Origin of the sequence: Paenibacillus pini JCM 16418, assembly GCF_000576305.1 — a bacterium.
Lineage (GTDB): Bacteria > Bacillota > Bacilli > Paenibacillales > Paenibacillaceae > Paenibacillus_AQ > Paenibacillus_AQ pini.
Map to the genome: position 1 here is coordinate 1 of NZ_BAVZ01000011.1, position 14280 is coordinate 14280.

The 14280-nt window shown below is 38.3% G+C and carries 18 protein-coding genes; all 18 read left to right on the plus strand.

From position 1 onward, the window contains the following. Window positions 1-131 precede the first annotated feature (131 nt). Window positions 132-434 (plus strand): urease subunit gamma, encoded by a 303-nt coding sequence (locus tag JCM16418_RS15390; RefSeq protein ID WP_036650608.1) that lies wholly within the window; start codon window positions 132-134, stop codon window positions 432-434. 27 nt (window positions 435-461) lie between these two features. Beyond that, complete coding sequence (locus JCM16418_RS15395) at window positions 462-782, plus strand: urease subunit beta (RefSeq protein ID WP_036650610.1); 321 nt, start codon at window positions 462-464, stop codon at window positions 780-782. Continuing rightward, window positions 782-2494, plus strand: a complete 1713-nt coding sequence (gene ureC, locus JCM16418_RS15400) for an urease subunit alpha (RefSeq protein WP_036650613.1) — start codon at window positions 782-784, stop codon at window positions 2492-2494. The genes JCM16418_RS15395 and ureC overlap by 1 nt, the downstream gene beginning before the upstream one ends. Window positions 2495-2504: 10 nt before the next feature. Further along, window positions 2505-2960, plus strand: coding sequence for an urease accessory protein UreE (gene ureE, locus JCM16418_RS15405; RefSeq protein ID WP_036650616.1), 456 nt, complete (start codon window positions 2505-2507; stop codon window positions 2958-2960). Continuing rightward, on the plus strand, window positions 2953-3639 hold the full coding sequence (locus JCM16418_RS15410; RefSeq protein WP_036650623.1) for an urease accessory protein UreF: 687 nt from the start codon (window positions 2953-2955) through the stop codon (window positions 3637-3639). Before ureE ends, JCM16418_RS15410 begins: the two co-directional genes overlap by 8 nt. Before the next feature lie 27 nt (window positions 3640-3666). After that, window positions 3667-4278 (plus strand): urease accessory protein UreG, encoded by a 612-nt coding sequence (gene ureG / locus JCM16418_RS15415; protein WP_036650624.1) that lies wholly within the window; start codon window positions 3667-3669, stop codon window positions 4276-4278. Window position 4279: 1 nt separating this feature from the next. Continuing rightward, window positions 4280-5104, plus strand: coding sequence for an urease accessory protein UreD (locus tag JCM16418_RS15420; protein WP_036650627.1), 825 nt, complete (start codon window positions 4280-4282; stop codon window positions 5102-5104). A gap of 170 nt (window positions 5105-5274) precedes the next feature. After that, entirely contained in the window at window positions 5275-5892 is a 618-nt protein-coding gene (locus JCM16418_RS15425; protein WP_052020358.1) for a PadR family transcriptional regulator, read from the plus strand. A 72-nt stretch (window positions 5893-5964) separates the two neighbouring features. Next, entirely contained in the window at window positions 5965-6966 is a 1002-nt protein-coding gene (locus tag JCM16418_RS15430) for a HoxN/HupN/NixA family nickel/cobalt transporter (RefSeq protein ID WP_036650629.1), read from the plus strand. Between the two features lie 165 nt (window positions 6967-7131). Beyond that, complete coding sequence (locus tag JCM16418_RS15435) at window positions 7132-8223, plus strand: stalk domain-containing protein (RefSeq protein ID WP_036650632.1); 1092 nt, start codon at window positions 7132-7134, stop codon at window positions 8221-8223. Between the two features lie 291 nt (window positions 8224-8514). Then, the gene (gene sigV / locus JCM16418_RS15440; protein WP_036650634.1) at window positions 8515-9021 is read left to right on the plus strand and encodes an RNA polymerase sigma factor SigV; all 507 of its coding nucleotides are present in this window, start codon (window positions 8515-8517) and stop codon (window positions 9019-9021) included. Between the two features lies 1 nt (window position 9022). Continuing rightward, on the plus strand, window positions 9023-9910 hold the full coding sequence (gene rsiV, locus JCM16418_RS15445; RefSeq protein WP_036650637.1) for an anti-sigma-V factor RsiV: 888 nt from the start codon (window positions 9023-9025) through the stop codon (window positions 9908-9910). 188 nt (window positions 9911-10098) lie between these two features. Beyond that, window positions 10099-10605, plus strand: a complete 507-nt coding sequence (locus JCM16418_RS15450) for a sigma-70 family RNA polymerase sigma factor (protein WP_036650641.1) — start codon at window positions 10099-10101, stop codon at window positions 10603-10605. After that, complete coding sequence (locus JCM16418_RS15455; protein WP_036650644.1) at window positions 10589-11365, plus strand: DUF3600 domain-containing protein; 777 nt, start codon at window positions 10589-10591, stop codon at window positions 11363-11365. The genes JCM16418_RS15450 and JCM16418_RS15455 overlap by 17 nt, the downstream gene beginning before the upstream one ends. Before the next feature lie 319 nt (window positions 11366-11684). After that, window positions 11685-12074, plus strand: coding sequence for a VOC family protein (locus JCM16418_RS15460; RefSeq protein WP_036650871.1), 390 nt, complete (start codon window positions 11685-11687; stop codon window positions 12072-12074). Window positions 12075-12234: 160 nt separating this feature from the next. Next, window positions 12235-12609 (plus strand): LSm family protein, encoded by a 375-nt coding sequence (locus JCM16418_RS15465; RefSeq protein WP_052020361.1) that lies wholly within the window; start codon window positions 12235-12237, stop codon window positions 12607-12609. A gap of 233 nt (window positions 12610-12842) precedes the next feature. Continuing rightward, entirely contained in the window at window positions 12843-13118 is a 276-nt protein-coding gene (locus JCM16418_RS15470) for a hypothetical protein (RefSeq protein ID WP_036650647.1), read from the plus strand. Between the two features lie 188 nt (window positions 13119-13306). Beyond that, window positions 13307-14188: a YegS/Rv2252/BmrU family lipid kinase gene (locus tag JCM16418_RS15475; protein WP_036650651.1), complete on the plus strand. Its 882-nt coding sequence runs from the start codon at window positions 13307-13309 to the stop codon at window positions 14186-14188. Window positions 14189-14280: the final 92 nt, after the last annotated feature.

The following is a 14280-nucleotide window of genomic DNA, read 5'->3' on the forward strand; positions in this document are numbered from 1 at the left end:
AATTATGATATATTAAGACGGAGAGGTAATCAAATCTGATTTTTAGATCGATATCTTTCATTTTATAAAAACGATGTTCAAATTTTTGAAAGTTAACAGAATGAATACATGATACTTGAGGAGGCTAATGGATGCAGTTATTACCACGCGAGATAGACAAACTATTGATCGTCGTTGCTGCTGATCTTGCAAGACGTAGAAAAGAAAGAGGACTTAAACTGAACCATCCTGAAGCGATTGCATATATAACTTATGAAGTTTTGGAAGGTGCGCGGGATGGAAGAACGGTTGCTGAATTGATGGAATTTGGTGCAACCATTTTGTCACGTGAAGATGTGATGGAGGGTATTCCTGAGATGATTCATGATATCCAGGTCGAAGCCACTTTTCCTGATGGGACAAAACTTGTGACGGTACATAGTCCAATTAGATAAGTATGAAATGATAGGAGGAAGATTCTAATGATACCTGGTGAAGTTTTTTTGAATAAAGAAGATATTATATGTAATGTTGGAAGACTTGCATCGAAACTTACAGTGATTAATACCGGGGATCGGCCAATTCAAGTAGGTTCTCACTTTCACTTTTATGAAGTCAATGAAGCCCTCCAATTCAATCGAGAAGATAGTTTCGGGAGGCATTTGAATATTCCGGCAGGAGCAGCGGTTCGTTTTGAACCAGGTGATCAAAAAGAAGTGGAATTGGTTTGTTTTGCAGGGGAACGACGTGTTTATGGTTTCAACAATAAAACGGATGGATCAGTTGAAAGTGGGTGCCAATAATGAGTTTCAGAATGCCTAGAACACAATACTCGCAAATGTACGGACCAACAACAGGGGATTCAATACGTTTGGCAGATACTGATTTAATCATCCAGATTGAGAAAGATTACACATCGTATGGTGATGAAGTTGTTTTTGGCGGCGGAAAGGTGATTCGTGATGGGATGGGTCAACATCCGCTTGCGACCCGAGGAGATGGAGTCCCAGATGTGGTCATTACGAATGCGATTATTTTGGATTATACCGGGATTTTCAAAGCCGATATTGGAATACGGGATGGAAAAATTGCGGGAATCGGAAAAGCTGGCAATCCATTAGTAATGGATAATGTAGATATCATCATTGGGACTTCTACGGAGATTATCGCAGGTGAAGGTATGATCGTAACGGCCGGCGGTATTGATACTCATGTGCACTTTATTAACCCTGCTCAAATTGAGACGGCTTTATCTTCTGGACTTACAACGCTAATCGGAGGTGGTACGGGACCAGCTGCTGGCTCCAAAGCTACAACCGTTACCCCTGGTGAATGGAATATCCATCGCATGTTAGAGGCAGCGGAGGGCATGCCAATTAACGTAGGCTTTACTGGGAAAGGACAAGCTGCAACGGAAGAACCGCTTGCTGAGCAAGTTAGGGCTGGGGCGATTGGACTGAAGGTCCATGAAGACTGGGGAGCTACAGCATCGGCGCTCGATCATGCATTAAGTGTAGCGGATAAGTATGATGTGCAAGTAGCGGTTCATGCGGATACCTTGAATGAAGGTGGTTTCATGGAGAATACGATGGCTGCTATTAAAGACCGGGTTATCCATATGTATCATACGGAAGGTGCAGGCGGGGGACATGCTCCAGATTTGATCAAATCTGCTAGCTATATGAATGTTCTTCCATCATCTACAAACCCGACATTGCCATATACGGTGAATACGATTGATGAACATTTAGACATGCTGATGGTGTGTCACCATTTGAATCCATCAATTCCAGAGGATCTCGCATTTGCAGACTCACGCATCAGACGTGAAACCATTGCGGCGGAGGATATTCTTCAAGATATGGGTGTCTTTAGTATGGTTAGCTCGGATGCTCAGGCCATGGGTCGAATTGGCGAAGTCATTCTGCGAACATGGCAGACCGCTGACAAAATGAAAAAACAACGAGGAACGATGCAAGGTGATAGCGAGCTTTCGGATAATCATCGTGCAAAGCGTTATGTTGCCAAATATACCATTAATCCAGCTATCACGCATGGGATTTCTGAGTATGTAGGTTCGATTGAGATCGGTAAAATGGCTGACCTTGTTATTTGGTCCCCTGCTTTTTTTGGTGTGAAACCCGAAATGATTCTTAAAAATGGCATGGTTGTTCAAAGTTTGATGGGGGATGCCAATGCATCGATCCCAACACCTCAACCCGTTATTTATCGTCCTATGTATGCTCAATATGGGAAGGCTCTTTCTAGAACCTCAGCTACTTTTATTTCGCAATCAGCCTTTGATAACAAAGTTCACGAACAATTAGGTTTGGAGAAAATTATTCTTCCGGTCCGTGGCATTAGAAATTTAACAAAAAAAGATATGAAACTAAATTTCGAAACACCAGAGATTACGGTTGACCCGCAAACCTACGAAGTAAGAGTGAACGGGGAATTAATTACTTGTGATCCTGTAGATACAGTACCGATGGGGCAACGCTATTTCTTATTTTGAGGTGAAAACATTGATTATAGAAAAAATTGTAACGAATATTGAAAGCTTAGATAAAGATGAAGTAGGAACTCGACATATAGAAAAGATTTATCTGGAAAGCGCTGATTTGGTGAAGCGAATCCAAAGAGTTACAACGGATCACGGGAAAGAAATCGGTATTCGTCTAAAAGATCAGCGTGACCTTGTGGCGGGAGACATTCTATTCATGGATGATACAAATATCATTATGATTGATGTCCTCTCTGATGACTTAATCGTAATCAGTCCACGCAGCTTGAAGGAAATGGGAACGATCGCCCACCAACTGGGAAATCGCCATCTTCCTGCCCAATTTGAAGACAATGAAATGCTTGTTCAGTACGATTATCTTGTTGAAGAATTACTGAACCAACTTGAAATTCCTTATAAACGGGAAGAAAGGAAAGTAAAACAAGCATTCCGTCACATCGGCCACAGCCATGGATAAAAATACTCTTTCATTATTCCAACTGTGCGATTCAAACTTCCCAACAGGAGCATTTAGTCATTCCTATGGTCTTGAAAGCTATATTCAAGAAGATCAAGTGCATGATCAAGCGACATTATCAGAATGGATTGATGTGTATATAAATGAGCAGCTTGTCCATTCTGATGGGCTTGCTTCTCGTCTTGTATATGATGCACTGCAGGAAGGGAATCTGGAAACGGTATGGAAGCTGGACCGTATGCTAACCGTTCAAAATCTACCTCGTGAAACAAGAGAAGGTACACAAAAAATGGGCGATCGGATGTTAAATCTAGTGGAATCGTTGTATGACGTTCCAGTTCTCTCCATATATAGGGAACGGATCAATAAAAAGCTAAGTTTTGGACATCCAGCGATTGTTTTTACGATGATCGGACATCATCTTGGAGTCTCAAAATCGACCACTATTTTATATTATTTGTATTCTGTTATTTCTAGTCTTGTGCAAAATGCAGTACGAGCCATACCATTAGGCCAAACGGCTGGGCAGAGAACGATCCAACAATGTCAGGGCGTATTAGTAGAGGCCACGGAAAAAATTCTGAATCTGGATGAAGAGGAATTTGGAATTATTTCACCAGGTCTGGAATTATCACAAATGCAACATGAACGTGTAAATATTCGAATTTTTATGTCTTAATATTAACTAGAGAAAGAAGTGTTTATGATGGAAACGATTAAAATTGGAGTTGGTGGACCTGTTGGAGCTGGAAAAACGATGCTCGTTGAAAAGTTGACTCGGCACCTAGAGAATGAAATCAGCATGGCAGTCGTCACGAATGATATTTATACCAAAGAAGATGCCAAGTTTCTGATGGAAAATGGAGTTTTACCTGTTGATCGTATTATTGGCGTTGAAACAGGTGGATGCCCTCACACTGCTATTCGTGAAGATGCTTCAATGAACTTTGCAGCAATCGATGAATTGAAAGAAAAGCACCCCGATGTCGAGCTTATTTTTGTTGAAAGCGGAGGCGATAATCTTGCGGCTACGTTCAGCCCTGAATTAGTCGACTTCTCGATCTATATTATCGATGTAGCACAAGGAGAGAAAATCCCGCGTAAAGGTGGACAAGGGATGATCAAATCGGATTTATTCATCATTAATAAAACAGATCTAGCACCTTATGTTGGGGCAAGCCTTGAAGTCATGGAGTCTGACACGAAGGTTTTTCGTGGAAATAAACCCTTTGTATTTACGAATTTAAAAGATAATACAGGTCTTGATCAAGTGATTCAATGGCTTAAAGACAACGCATTCTTAAAAGGATTGGAATAAAATGAAGGACTGGACAGGAGTTCTGCGATTAGAAGCTGAAGAACGGAACGGTAAAACTGTCGCAAAGCGTGTATATTTTCAAGGGGCATTTAAGGTCATGCGTCCCATATACCACGATGATTCTGGACAAGCATGTTATTATATTTTAAATCCGGGCGGAGGTTACTTAGACGGGGATCGTTATCAAATGAAAATATCATTGAACGAACGTGCTCGGCTAACCCTAACTACACAATCGGCAACAAAAATATACAAGACGCCCAATCAACTCGCCTATCATGAAACAGAGATTAACCTCAAGAAGGGCAGTTATTTGGAGTATATTACGGATCCGCTTATTGGTTATCAGGATGCAAGATATAAACAGAAAACAGTCATTAACATGGAGAAGGGTGCTGCATTCCTTTATTCAGATATTATTACCTCGGGATGGTCTCCGAATGGGAAACAATTTAGCTATGATTTGCTTCAGTTAATCAATGAAATCTATTTAGATGGTGAACTGGTTGTGTATGATCATATTAAATTAGATCCATTACATGTTAATATTACCTCTCTTGGTTTTATGGAAGGTTTTACGCACCTGGGGTCCATGATTGTGGTTGGTGAACAGGTGAATCATGATCTTCTTGACCAGTTGTATGAGGCAATTCATGAGGATACAAACGAATATAAAGTTGGTTTATCCCTATTGCCTGTAGCTGGCCTTATTGTTCGAGTCTTAGCTAACTCAACACAAGTCATCGAAAAAATCCATACAAAATGTCATCATATCATCTATCAACAGTTTTTTAACACAACCCCATCGTTTTTGAGAAAATATTAATGCCTTAAACCCGGCGATCACCATGGTTGCCGGGTTTTTAATGAAAAATTATTTAATGGAAATTAGGAATAAAGGTTACATTTAGAACCGATTATAGATACACTAAGATCATAATAGAGTTCAGGTCGGTTAGACTTACTACTCAAATGAATATAGGGAATGAATAATGTATGAATACTCTTGGCTATGCGATTCTAAGTGTACTCGCTAGAAGACCATGTTCTGGATATCAATTATCAACCTACTTAGAGGTATTGTGGCCTGCAAAACATAGTCAAATATATCCTCTTTTAACCAAAATGGAACAAAAGGGATTTTTGGCATTTGAGCATGTTGAACAAACAGGTAAACCAGATAAAAAAATATTTTCAATAACAGAAGCAGGTAAAGAAGCTCTAGCATTATGGATGAAGGAATCACCATCGGATCGAATCGTTCGAGATGAATTTCTGATTAAAATGTATTCGATGTGGTTTACGGATGAAGAGAATGCTAAAAAATTGATTCATGATCGAATTTCTAAATTAAAGCGTAAGGTTTCTTTACGTGAGAAAAAAATAATAAAAGTGGAAAACGAGGGTGCACATCATGCATCTAAGCATTTTGGACGATATGTACTTCTTAATAGAAGCAATTTTCTAGACAAAGAAGAAATCTCTTGGTGCAATTGGGTTTTGAAATTAATCAGTAATACAAACTTCTTCAAATTGGTATTAGGTTTCTTAAGTGCAGGCACTCTCAATCAAATAAATCAAAGTATTAATTTTTTTGGTGAACTTCCCATATAATCTTAGCTTTGGCACCAATGGATCATCAACTTCAATTCAAACAAAATGATGACTAGATGAAAGGTAGGAAGAATGAAATTTATTTGGAATCGTTATATGTTGGGTGTTTTAGTCATTCATATTATTGGGTTTATATCATTATTTATTGTAGTACCCGATCATCCTACTTTTATTGGTATGGGGATTGCGGCATATGTTTTTGGCGTCCGACACGCATTTGATATAGATCATATTGCTGCGGTAGATAATACAATACGTAAATTAATAGCGCAGAAAAAGGATTCGCGTGGAGTAGGTTTCTTCTTCTCCTTAGGTCATTCCACAGTTGTTTTTTTGCTAGCCGTATTAACAGCGGTATCTGTAAAATTCGTAGCGAAGTACATGTCCAGTATGCAAGATATAGGCGGCATTATTGGTGTTAGCGTATCGGGAGTCTTCCTCGTATTTTTATCTATTCTAAATTTAATGTTATTCGTTCAACTTTGGAAAACGTTCCGTAAGATGAAAGAAGAGAAAATAACGGAATCGGATTTAGAAAAATTGTTTGAAGCGAAAGGCTTCTTTACAAGGTATTTAAAGCCATTATTTAAGATTGTCACCAAGAGCTGGCATATATATCCCATTGGATTCTTATTTGGTTTAGGATTCGATACAGCTACAGAAATATCTTTGTTAACGATGTCAGCAGGTGCAGCGAATAATAATTTTCCTGTTATCGGTATTATTGCACTACCTTTATTATTTGCTGCCGGTATGAGTTTATTTGATACACTAGATGGTCTAATGATGACCAAAAGTTATGCATGGGCTAATGATAGACCTGTTCGCAAGGTCTACTATAATTTAATTGTAACAGCGATTTCAGTCGTTGCGGCATTAGCAGTGGGAATCGTGGAATTGGCCCAAATTACGACGGAAAAACTTCACCTATCGGGTGGATTCTGGGATGTTGTTGCATCCATAGATTTCGGAAATTTAGGTTATTTCTTAGTCGTGGCTTTTTTGCTTATCTGGGGTTTATCCGTATTTATATGGAAGTTTTATAAGATTGAAGAGCGCTATACTGTAAAATAATATCTTTCCTTAAAAGGGACGAAGCGAGTTTTTTACTTGCTTTGTCCCTTTTTGTTGAAGGCTGAATTTCTTTTTGAATTTCTCAAACTTTCTGATACTCCTCAAACGTCTTAGCCATGAGTGTGACAGAAGACACTTATAAAGAGAGATGGAGGATGACGAGATATGAAAAAGAATACAATGAATCTGCGTAAAATGAGTGCATTAGGAGTAGCAGCAATCATGGGGGTCAGCGCAGTTATTTTGCCAGTCCATGCTACTGTTTCTGCGCAATCTGCACCGATCATTTCAGCAAATGTACAGAACATAGCTCCTTCGCTAATCGGTGTTAAAGTACAAGAAAAGATGCTGAGCACAACAAGTAAATACCTGAATACGAATATCAAAGTGCCACAGCTGATGGGAATGGTGGATACAAAATATCAAAAAGAGTTGAATGACATCATTCTTTCCCATGCAGAAAAAGATTTGGCACAATGGGAGAAGGATGCTGCTGAAACAGCCAAAAAAGCACAAGCGAATCATCAGGATTTCCATCCATATGAACTCTATATCAGTTACAACTTGAAATCTGATGGAACTGGAAGTCCAAGAGGAGTTGTTTCCATTGAGGTGATCACCGAAGGCTCGGAAGGCGGCACAAGCATGCCTAGAATTGATACCTATAACGTAAAGAATACGTCCTCGGCTGAAAGAGTTACACTATCTGATTTACTTGGTGAAAACTATAAAAAGAAGCTTGATGCAGACATTCTTACAAAGATGAAGAATGAGCCCGAGAAATATTTCTTTGAAGAGTACAAAGGAACTTCGGAAGAGCAAACGTTTTATATGGAAAGAGGTAATTTGGTCATTATTTTTCCTAAATATAGTATTGCCCCGGGCTATGTAGGTTCACCGGAATTCCGTTTCAATTTGAATGAATACCCTACAATGAGCAACAAACCGGAAGGCGTAGCTATGCTTCATTTGAACAAAGTAGCCAAATATACGAATAAAAAAGGCATGTTAATGGTCTCATTACGTGATGTGGCTAATCAACTAAATTACGAAGTAAACTGGAACCAACGTACTAAAACGGCTGATATAAAGAAGGGCGCCCAATGGACGAGTGTTACTCTTGGCAAGGATTCATATTTCTTTGCGAAAATGGCACCTAAAGCATTAGGTTCTGCTCCTGTTCTGCAACATAATAAGGTGTATGTGCCTGTCACATTTGTGTCTCAAATACTGCGGATTCCTGTTCAATCCTTATAAATATAAGACAACTTGTAATTATAGATTCTAATTAGACATCGCATCCCGCTGAGCTGTCAGTGTGGATGCTTTTTTCATGAAATACAATCCGTTTTTTCATAAGTAAATCTTAATCTCAAAAGTTTCCAGTGATTTGGTAAATATATCGAGAGTAAACTGATATTCAGCAGGTGCAAGAGGACGGATAATTTCTGAGTTAACAAATTATGAAACGACCAAACTTTTTTAGACACTCTAAACGTCTTATTCCTGTACAACACTAGTTTACAAACAGAGAAGGATAAACCGACCATGTTAAATAGGAAAAGCGAAAAATTACTAATGCGATGTATAACAGAGCATCAAGAGAATGTGTACAGGCTTGCTTTTAGCTACGTCAAGAATAAAGAAGATGCGCTTGATGTCGTGCAAGAAGCTATTTATAAAGCAATGACCCATATTGAACGATTAAAAGATGCTGATGCCGTAAAAAGTTGGTTTTACCGAATTGTCGTGAATACAGCACTTGATTTCTTACGCAGAAACAAAAAGGTAGATACGATGGATCATGAAATGATAGATATTCTCAGTACAGGAGCAGAAGATTTGTATTCGGATATCGACCTACAAAGAACGCTTAATGATTTACCTATCAAATACCGAAGCGTAATTATACTAAGATACTTTGAAGATTTAAAAATAAATGAAGTGGCAGAAGTGCTGAACGAGAACACCAATACGATAAAAACGAGGCTGTACCAGGCGCTTCAGTTATTGCGAATGAACATGTTGGATGAACCCCCAAAGGAGATCAAGTAAGATGGATGATAAATTAGAACAATTACGAAATGAGTATGATGAAATATCAATTCCAGAAGAATTGGATTTTGTTGTGAAAAGTTCCATTCAGCAATCCCTCAAGGCTAGAAGGCGCAGGAAATCAACATATAAGTGGTTAGCTAGCGCAGGAGCAGTTGCTCTTATCTTCTTCATTGCAATTAATGCAAGCGCAACGGTGGCAAGCGCATTCGCTGCAATTCCTGGAGTTGATCGGATTATTCAAGTTCTGACCTTCAAAGAATACATCGTAAAGGAAACTAACTATGATGCTCATGTTAAGGTTCCTGTCGTTACAGATATGAATAATAAAGATCTTGAACTTGGACTTAATCATAAGTACATGGCTGAGAACAAGGCTTTATTCGACAAGTTCCAAGCGGAAATGAATGACCTCAAGAAGGCAGGTGGTGGTCATTTAGGGTTAGATACAGGATATGAAGTAAAAACAGACAATGACCGCATTTTCTCTATTGAAAGGTATGTTGAAGAAACGGCAGGCTCATCAGCGACAACGGTTACTTTGGACACGATTGATAAGAAAGAGCAAATTCTCCTATCTCTACCGATGTTATTTAAAGATAGTACGTATATTCAGCAAATTAGTGAGAACATTCAAGACCAGATGAAATCTCAGATGAAAGTAGATAAGAATAAGGTCTACTGGGTTCATGGACGGGGGGAAGAGTTAACGACCGATGAATTTAAGTCCATTACCAAAGATCAAAGCTTCTATATTAACAAAGAAGGAAAGCTCGTGATCGTATTCAATCAATATGATGTGGCTCCCGGTTATATGGGCGTTGTAGAGTTTGTCATTCCAACTGAAATCATTGCTGACGATTTGGTTAGCAGCAAGTATATTCAATAAATGTAAGAACCGGTAACAGGAGAGATTCTGTGCCGGTCTTTTTTTATATAGGAGAGGCATGTAATATATGATGTATTTAGAGGAATCCAATTTTATACTTTGCAGATTACGTTACATTTAAAATATTTTCGAACGAAATGAGTAAAACGTTCCAATATATAGTGTAAGTCAAACAGGGGAGGTGACAAATGAATCATTCAAGTGATTTTAAGAGGCTCATAGAACTTTCACTTGCTGGCAGTCGGGACGCATTTGGAGAATTATATGAAGCAACTATTAAGGATGTATATAAAACGGTCTATTACCTGATCAGAGAACCTTCTGATGTAGAGGATGTCATTCAAGAGGTATATGTTCAGGTATACCGCTCTCTTGACAAATATGATGTAAACAGGGCATTTCGCCCTTGGCTAATGGGTGTGGTGATGCGGCAAATTCAAGCTTTTCGCAGACATAAGTGGTCTCATGTGCGTATCATCAAAAAAGCAGAACAGATGAATTCAGCGATGGTACCCGATCTCGCAAATGATGTTGTAGATAAAATTTCTAACCATATATTACTAGCCCATGTAGATCGCCTTCCTTACAAGCTGAAAATTGTAATTATCCTACATTATTTAAAAATGCGTAGAAAACAGAAAACATCAATTATGATTAGTGGAAAGGTGGAGGATATACATGGATCTCGATCATGAGCTCAAAACCGTTTTCCAGCAAGAAAGCACCAATTGGATCGCACCCACGAATTTAAAGGGAAAAATATTGAATCGAGTTGAATCTAAACAAGATAGCAGAAGAGTGAAAAAGTGGGTCATGGCAAGCATTTTAGCCGCAACATTATTAATTCCAACAGGGGCATTGGCCGGGTATAACTACATAGCGGATTCCATCTATGGGTCGCAAGAGAATATCGTACACATGGGGGGAACTCCGCAGAAATATGCTGAATTAGAGGCGAAGCTAGAGTTCGCCAAACAACACCTTAACGAGGAGGAGTTTGAAAAGTGGATGTCCTTACTTAAAGAGTTAGGTGTTTATAATTTGAAAATCATGGATACAAACGGGGTTCCTCATCTTGATAAATTGAATGCTGACGAACAAAAGGCTTACAAAAAACTAACTGCGGATCTTGAGCCTATATTTAATCAATTAAACCAACTCAATTCAGACTCTAAAAAGACATCTTCAACAAACCACTTCAAATCGGCAAATATTAACATGTTCTGGAATGATCAACTAAATAAAGCTGAAAAGATATTTAACTATGCGGAGCTATCTCAATTTCGGATAGGAATAAACGAATTGAAAGCCTACGACACAAAGACAATAGATCAGGATGGGGAAATTCATTACGAACGTCTTTCCAAGGAAGACGAGAAGAATATCGAACGCGTAATACAACAATTACAACCTTACTTCAAGAAACTAGGCATAACAATGAAGCCGAATTTCTAATTTCTATCTGAGAATACAGCATTATCTCAGTGAGAAATTCATTGGCTACTTGTTTCTTAGGCGTTGCTTGGGCAGCTAATGGAACGCTGCCCATAACATAGAAATCCCAGAACACAATAGAAGAATATCAAGCATGTAGCGGAATGAACCGATACTTTAATTACTAAATATTGATATGATGAACTAGTATACTAAATAAAAAGAAACTATTCTTCATTTCGTGCGAAAAAGGATAATGATCGATTCATGACGAATGATTAAAAAAGTGAAATAAAATTGGAATATTATACAAATATGGTGATGCGAAAGGTTGATGAACATGGCACAGCTAAACCCTTATATCATGTCAGAGGATTCACGATCACAAGCTGAATTTTATAAGCAAGCGCTTGGCGGGGAAATCGTTTCTATATTAACTTTTGGAGAGATGCCGGACACTCCAGAAGCAATTAAGGATAAAGTAATGCACATGGTTCTTACCGTAGCAGGCGGCAATACGTTATTCTTGTCTGATTCATTTGAATCTGTAAACGTTAGCCGTAATATTTCCCTCGCAATATCATATGACAGCGAATCTGAAGCAAGAGAAACATTCACGAAGCTCGGAGAGGGTGGAGATATCAAGTCAGCTTTCATACTTCAGCCATGGGGAGCATATTACGGTGAAGTTGTTGATAAATTTGGGGTCACCTGGATGATCACGAAGTAATTATAAGTACTCCTAATGTAGAGATAACCGTCATTCATATGGCGGTTATTTTATTTAGGAGCACTTGATAGCGAAATAGATTACCTTTACAAACAGCACAAGCATAACCAAACTAACGGAATACATTAATATCAATAATAATGAATTCCGAGGTGGGAAAATGCATCTAAAAAAAGAATCTAAAAAGGTAACATCAGCTCAATGGTTAGGGCAACCGGTTCTAGTCATACTTAAAGATGGCAGATATTATATAGGTATGTTGAGCAGTATGGACACCTCTGGACTAACACTTTCTAGAGTGCGATCTGGGAAGAAAATACCGTCTTCTACGATTAAAAGTAAAGACAAGGCTCAGGTATCAGGTCTATTAAGTTCTCTTTTTGGTGGAGGAAATCGTATGGCTTATTCAGGAGCCACCAGAGGTAATACTAGGAATGAGAGCAGGGGGTTATTCGGACAAATGATGCCTCATATAAGAATTGGTATGAACATGTGGCGAACCATTATGCCGTTGATGGGATTATTTAAAATTTAGTTTTATTTAAGAAGCATTCGAAGGATTCGGTACGATCCGTTCCTTCGAGATGTTTAGTTTGTTGGATATACATATCTGTAATTAAAATTAATTTATATAATATTTGTTGAAAGCCTTTTCATATTGAAGAATATGTGGTATCTTATGGATAATTAAATTGTGTCTAAAGTGTGAATTTTGGTTTAATCCACAAGAGACTTTAATACATCATTGTTCATTAGGAGGAGTTATTTATGACTACGATCGTACTTATTTTGTTCACAGCTGCTTTAATGGGAATATTAATTTTCGGGAAAAAACATCAAGCAGAAATGGTCATTGCAAATTCAATGAATACAATTTTATTGATTGCACTAGCAGTTGCGTTTAGTTTAAACATACACACGGGTGGGATATTTTATCTATTTATTATTTTGTATTTTGTTGTTCCAATGTATGGCGTAATCGCTTTGTTCTGGAGCATGAAGAATAAACAAGTAAAGAAGCAGGATCTTTCGTTTAAAGCTTAGTATTGTTGATATGAACGAAGCTTTTACCATCGAAAAACCTGTTTGATCATATTAGACAAAATAAACCCGCCAATGAATTTGGCGGGTTTATTTTGTCTAAATGATCCGCTAGGGTACTCAAGGAAATTTGACATGATTCAAGATGATCATAAGCATCTTATATATAAGAAAAAGGAGCGTACAAATCAATGAAAAAAGCGATGATTATTATCAATCCTAGTTCTGGAAAAGAGCAAGCAGAAGAAAATCTGAGTAGGGTAGAGGATGTACTGAAGCAGCGTGGTTATCTTGTTGACATCAAGAGGACGGAAAAAGAACAAGATGCAACGATATTTGCGACAAATGCATGCCAGAATTCATTTGATGCGGTTATTTCTATGGGAGGAGACGGAACACTAAATGAAATCATTAATGGACTTGCTGAACAGCCTAATCGGCCAGCACTGGGCATTATTCCGCTTGGAACCGTTAATGATTTTGCACGTGCATTACAAATTCCACTTGATATTGATGAAGCAATACAGGTTTTAGAACTAGAAAATTCTCGGCCAGTAGATATTGGTAAGGTTAACGATTCTTATTTCATGAATATTGTGGCTGTCGGTAAGATCGCTGAAGCTTCTTTTTCCGTATCCTCTAAGTCCAAGACGTTCCTTGGCCCTTTGGCCTATTTTATGGAAGGCATTAAAACGATGGTTTCAAAAGAAATTTTACATGTCCGTCTACAACATGATCATGGTGTATGGGAAGGTGAATCATTATTGATCCTCACCTCACTGACAAATTCTGTTGGTGGATTTGAGAAAATTGCACCTGATGCAGAAGTCGATGACGGTTTGTTGAAGTGTATCGTTATAAGAGATGTGCCATTATTTCATTTTGCTAAGCTAGCAATGTCCGTACTTAAAGGGAATCATGTGGATGATCCCGCTGTTGAATATATAAGTACCTCATCATTACAATTGTCATCAACACAAGATTTGTGTTCCAATATTGATGGAGATCAGGGAGAAGAATTACCTTTAAACATTATTGTTCTGGCTCGGCATTTGAATGTTTTTGTCCCCTAATCCTATAATAGCTGTATTATGAAAGCCAACTGCCTGTGACTATTGCATCCATCATTGGATGTTCTAGTTGCAGGCCTTTTTGATTGAAATTG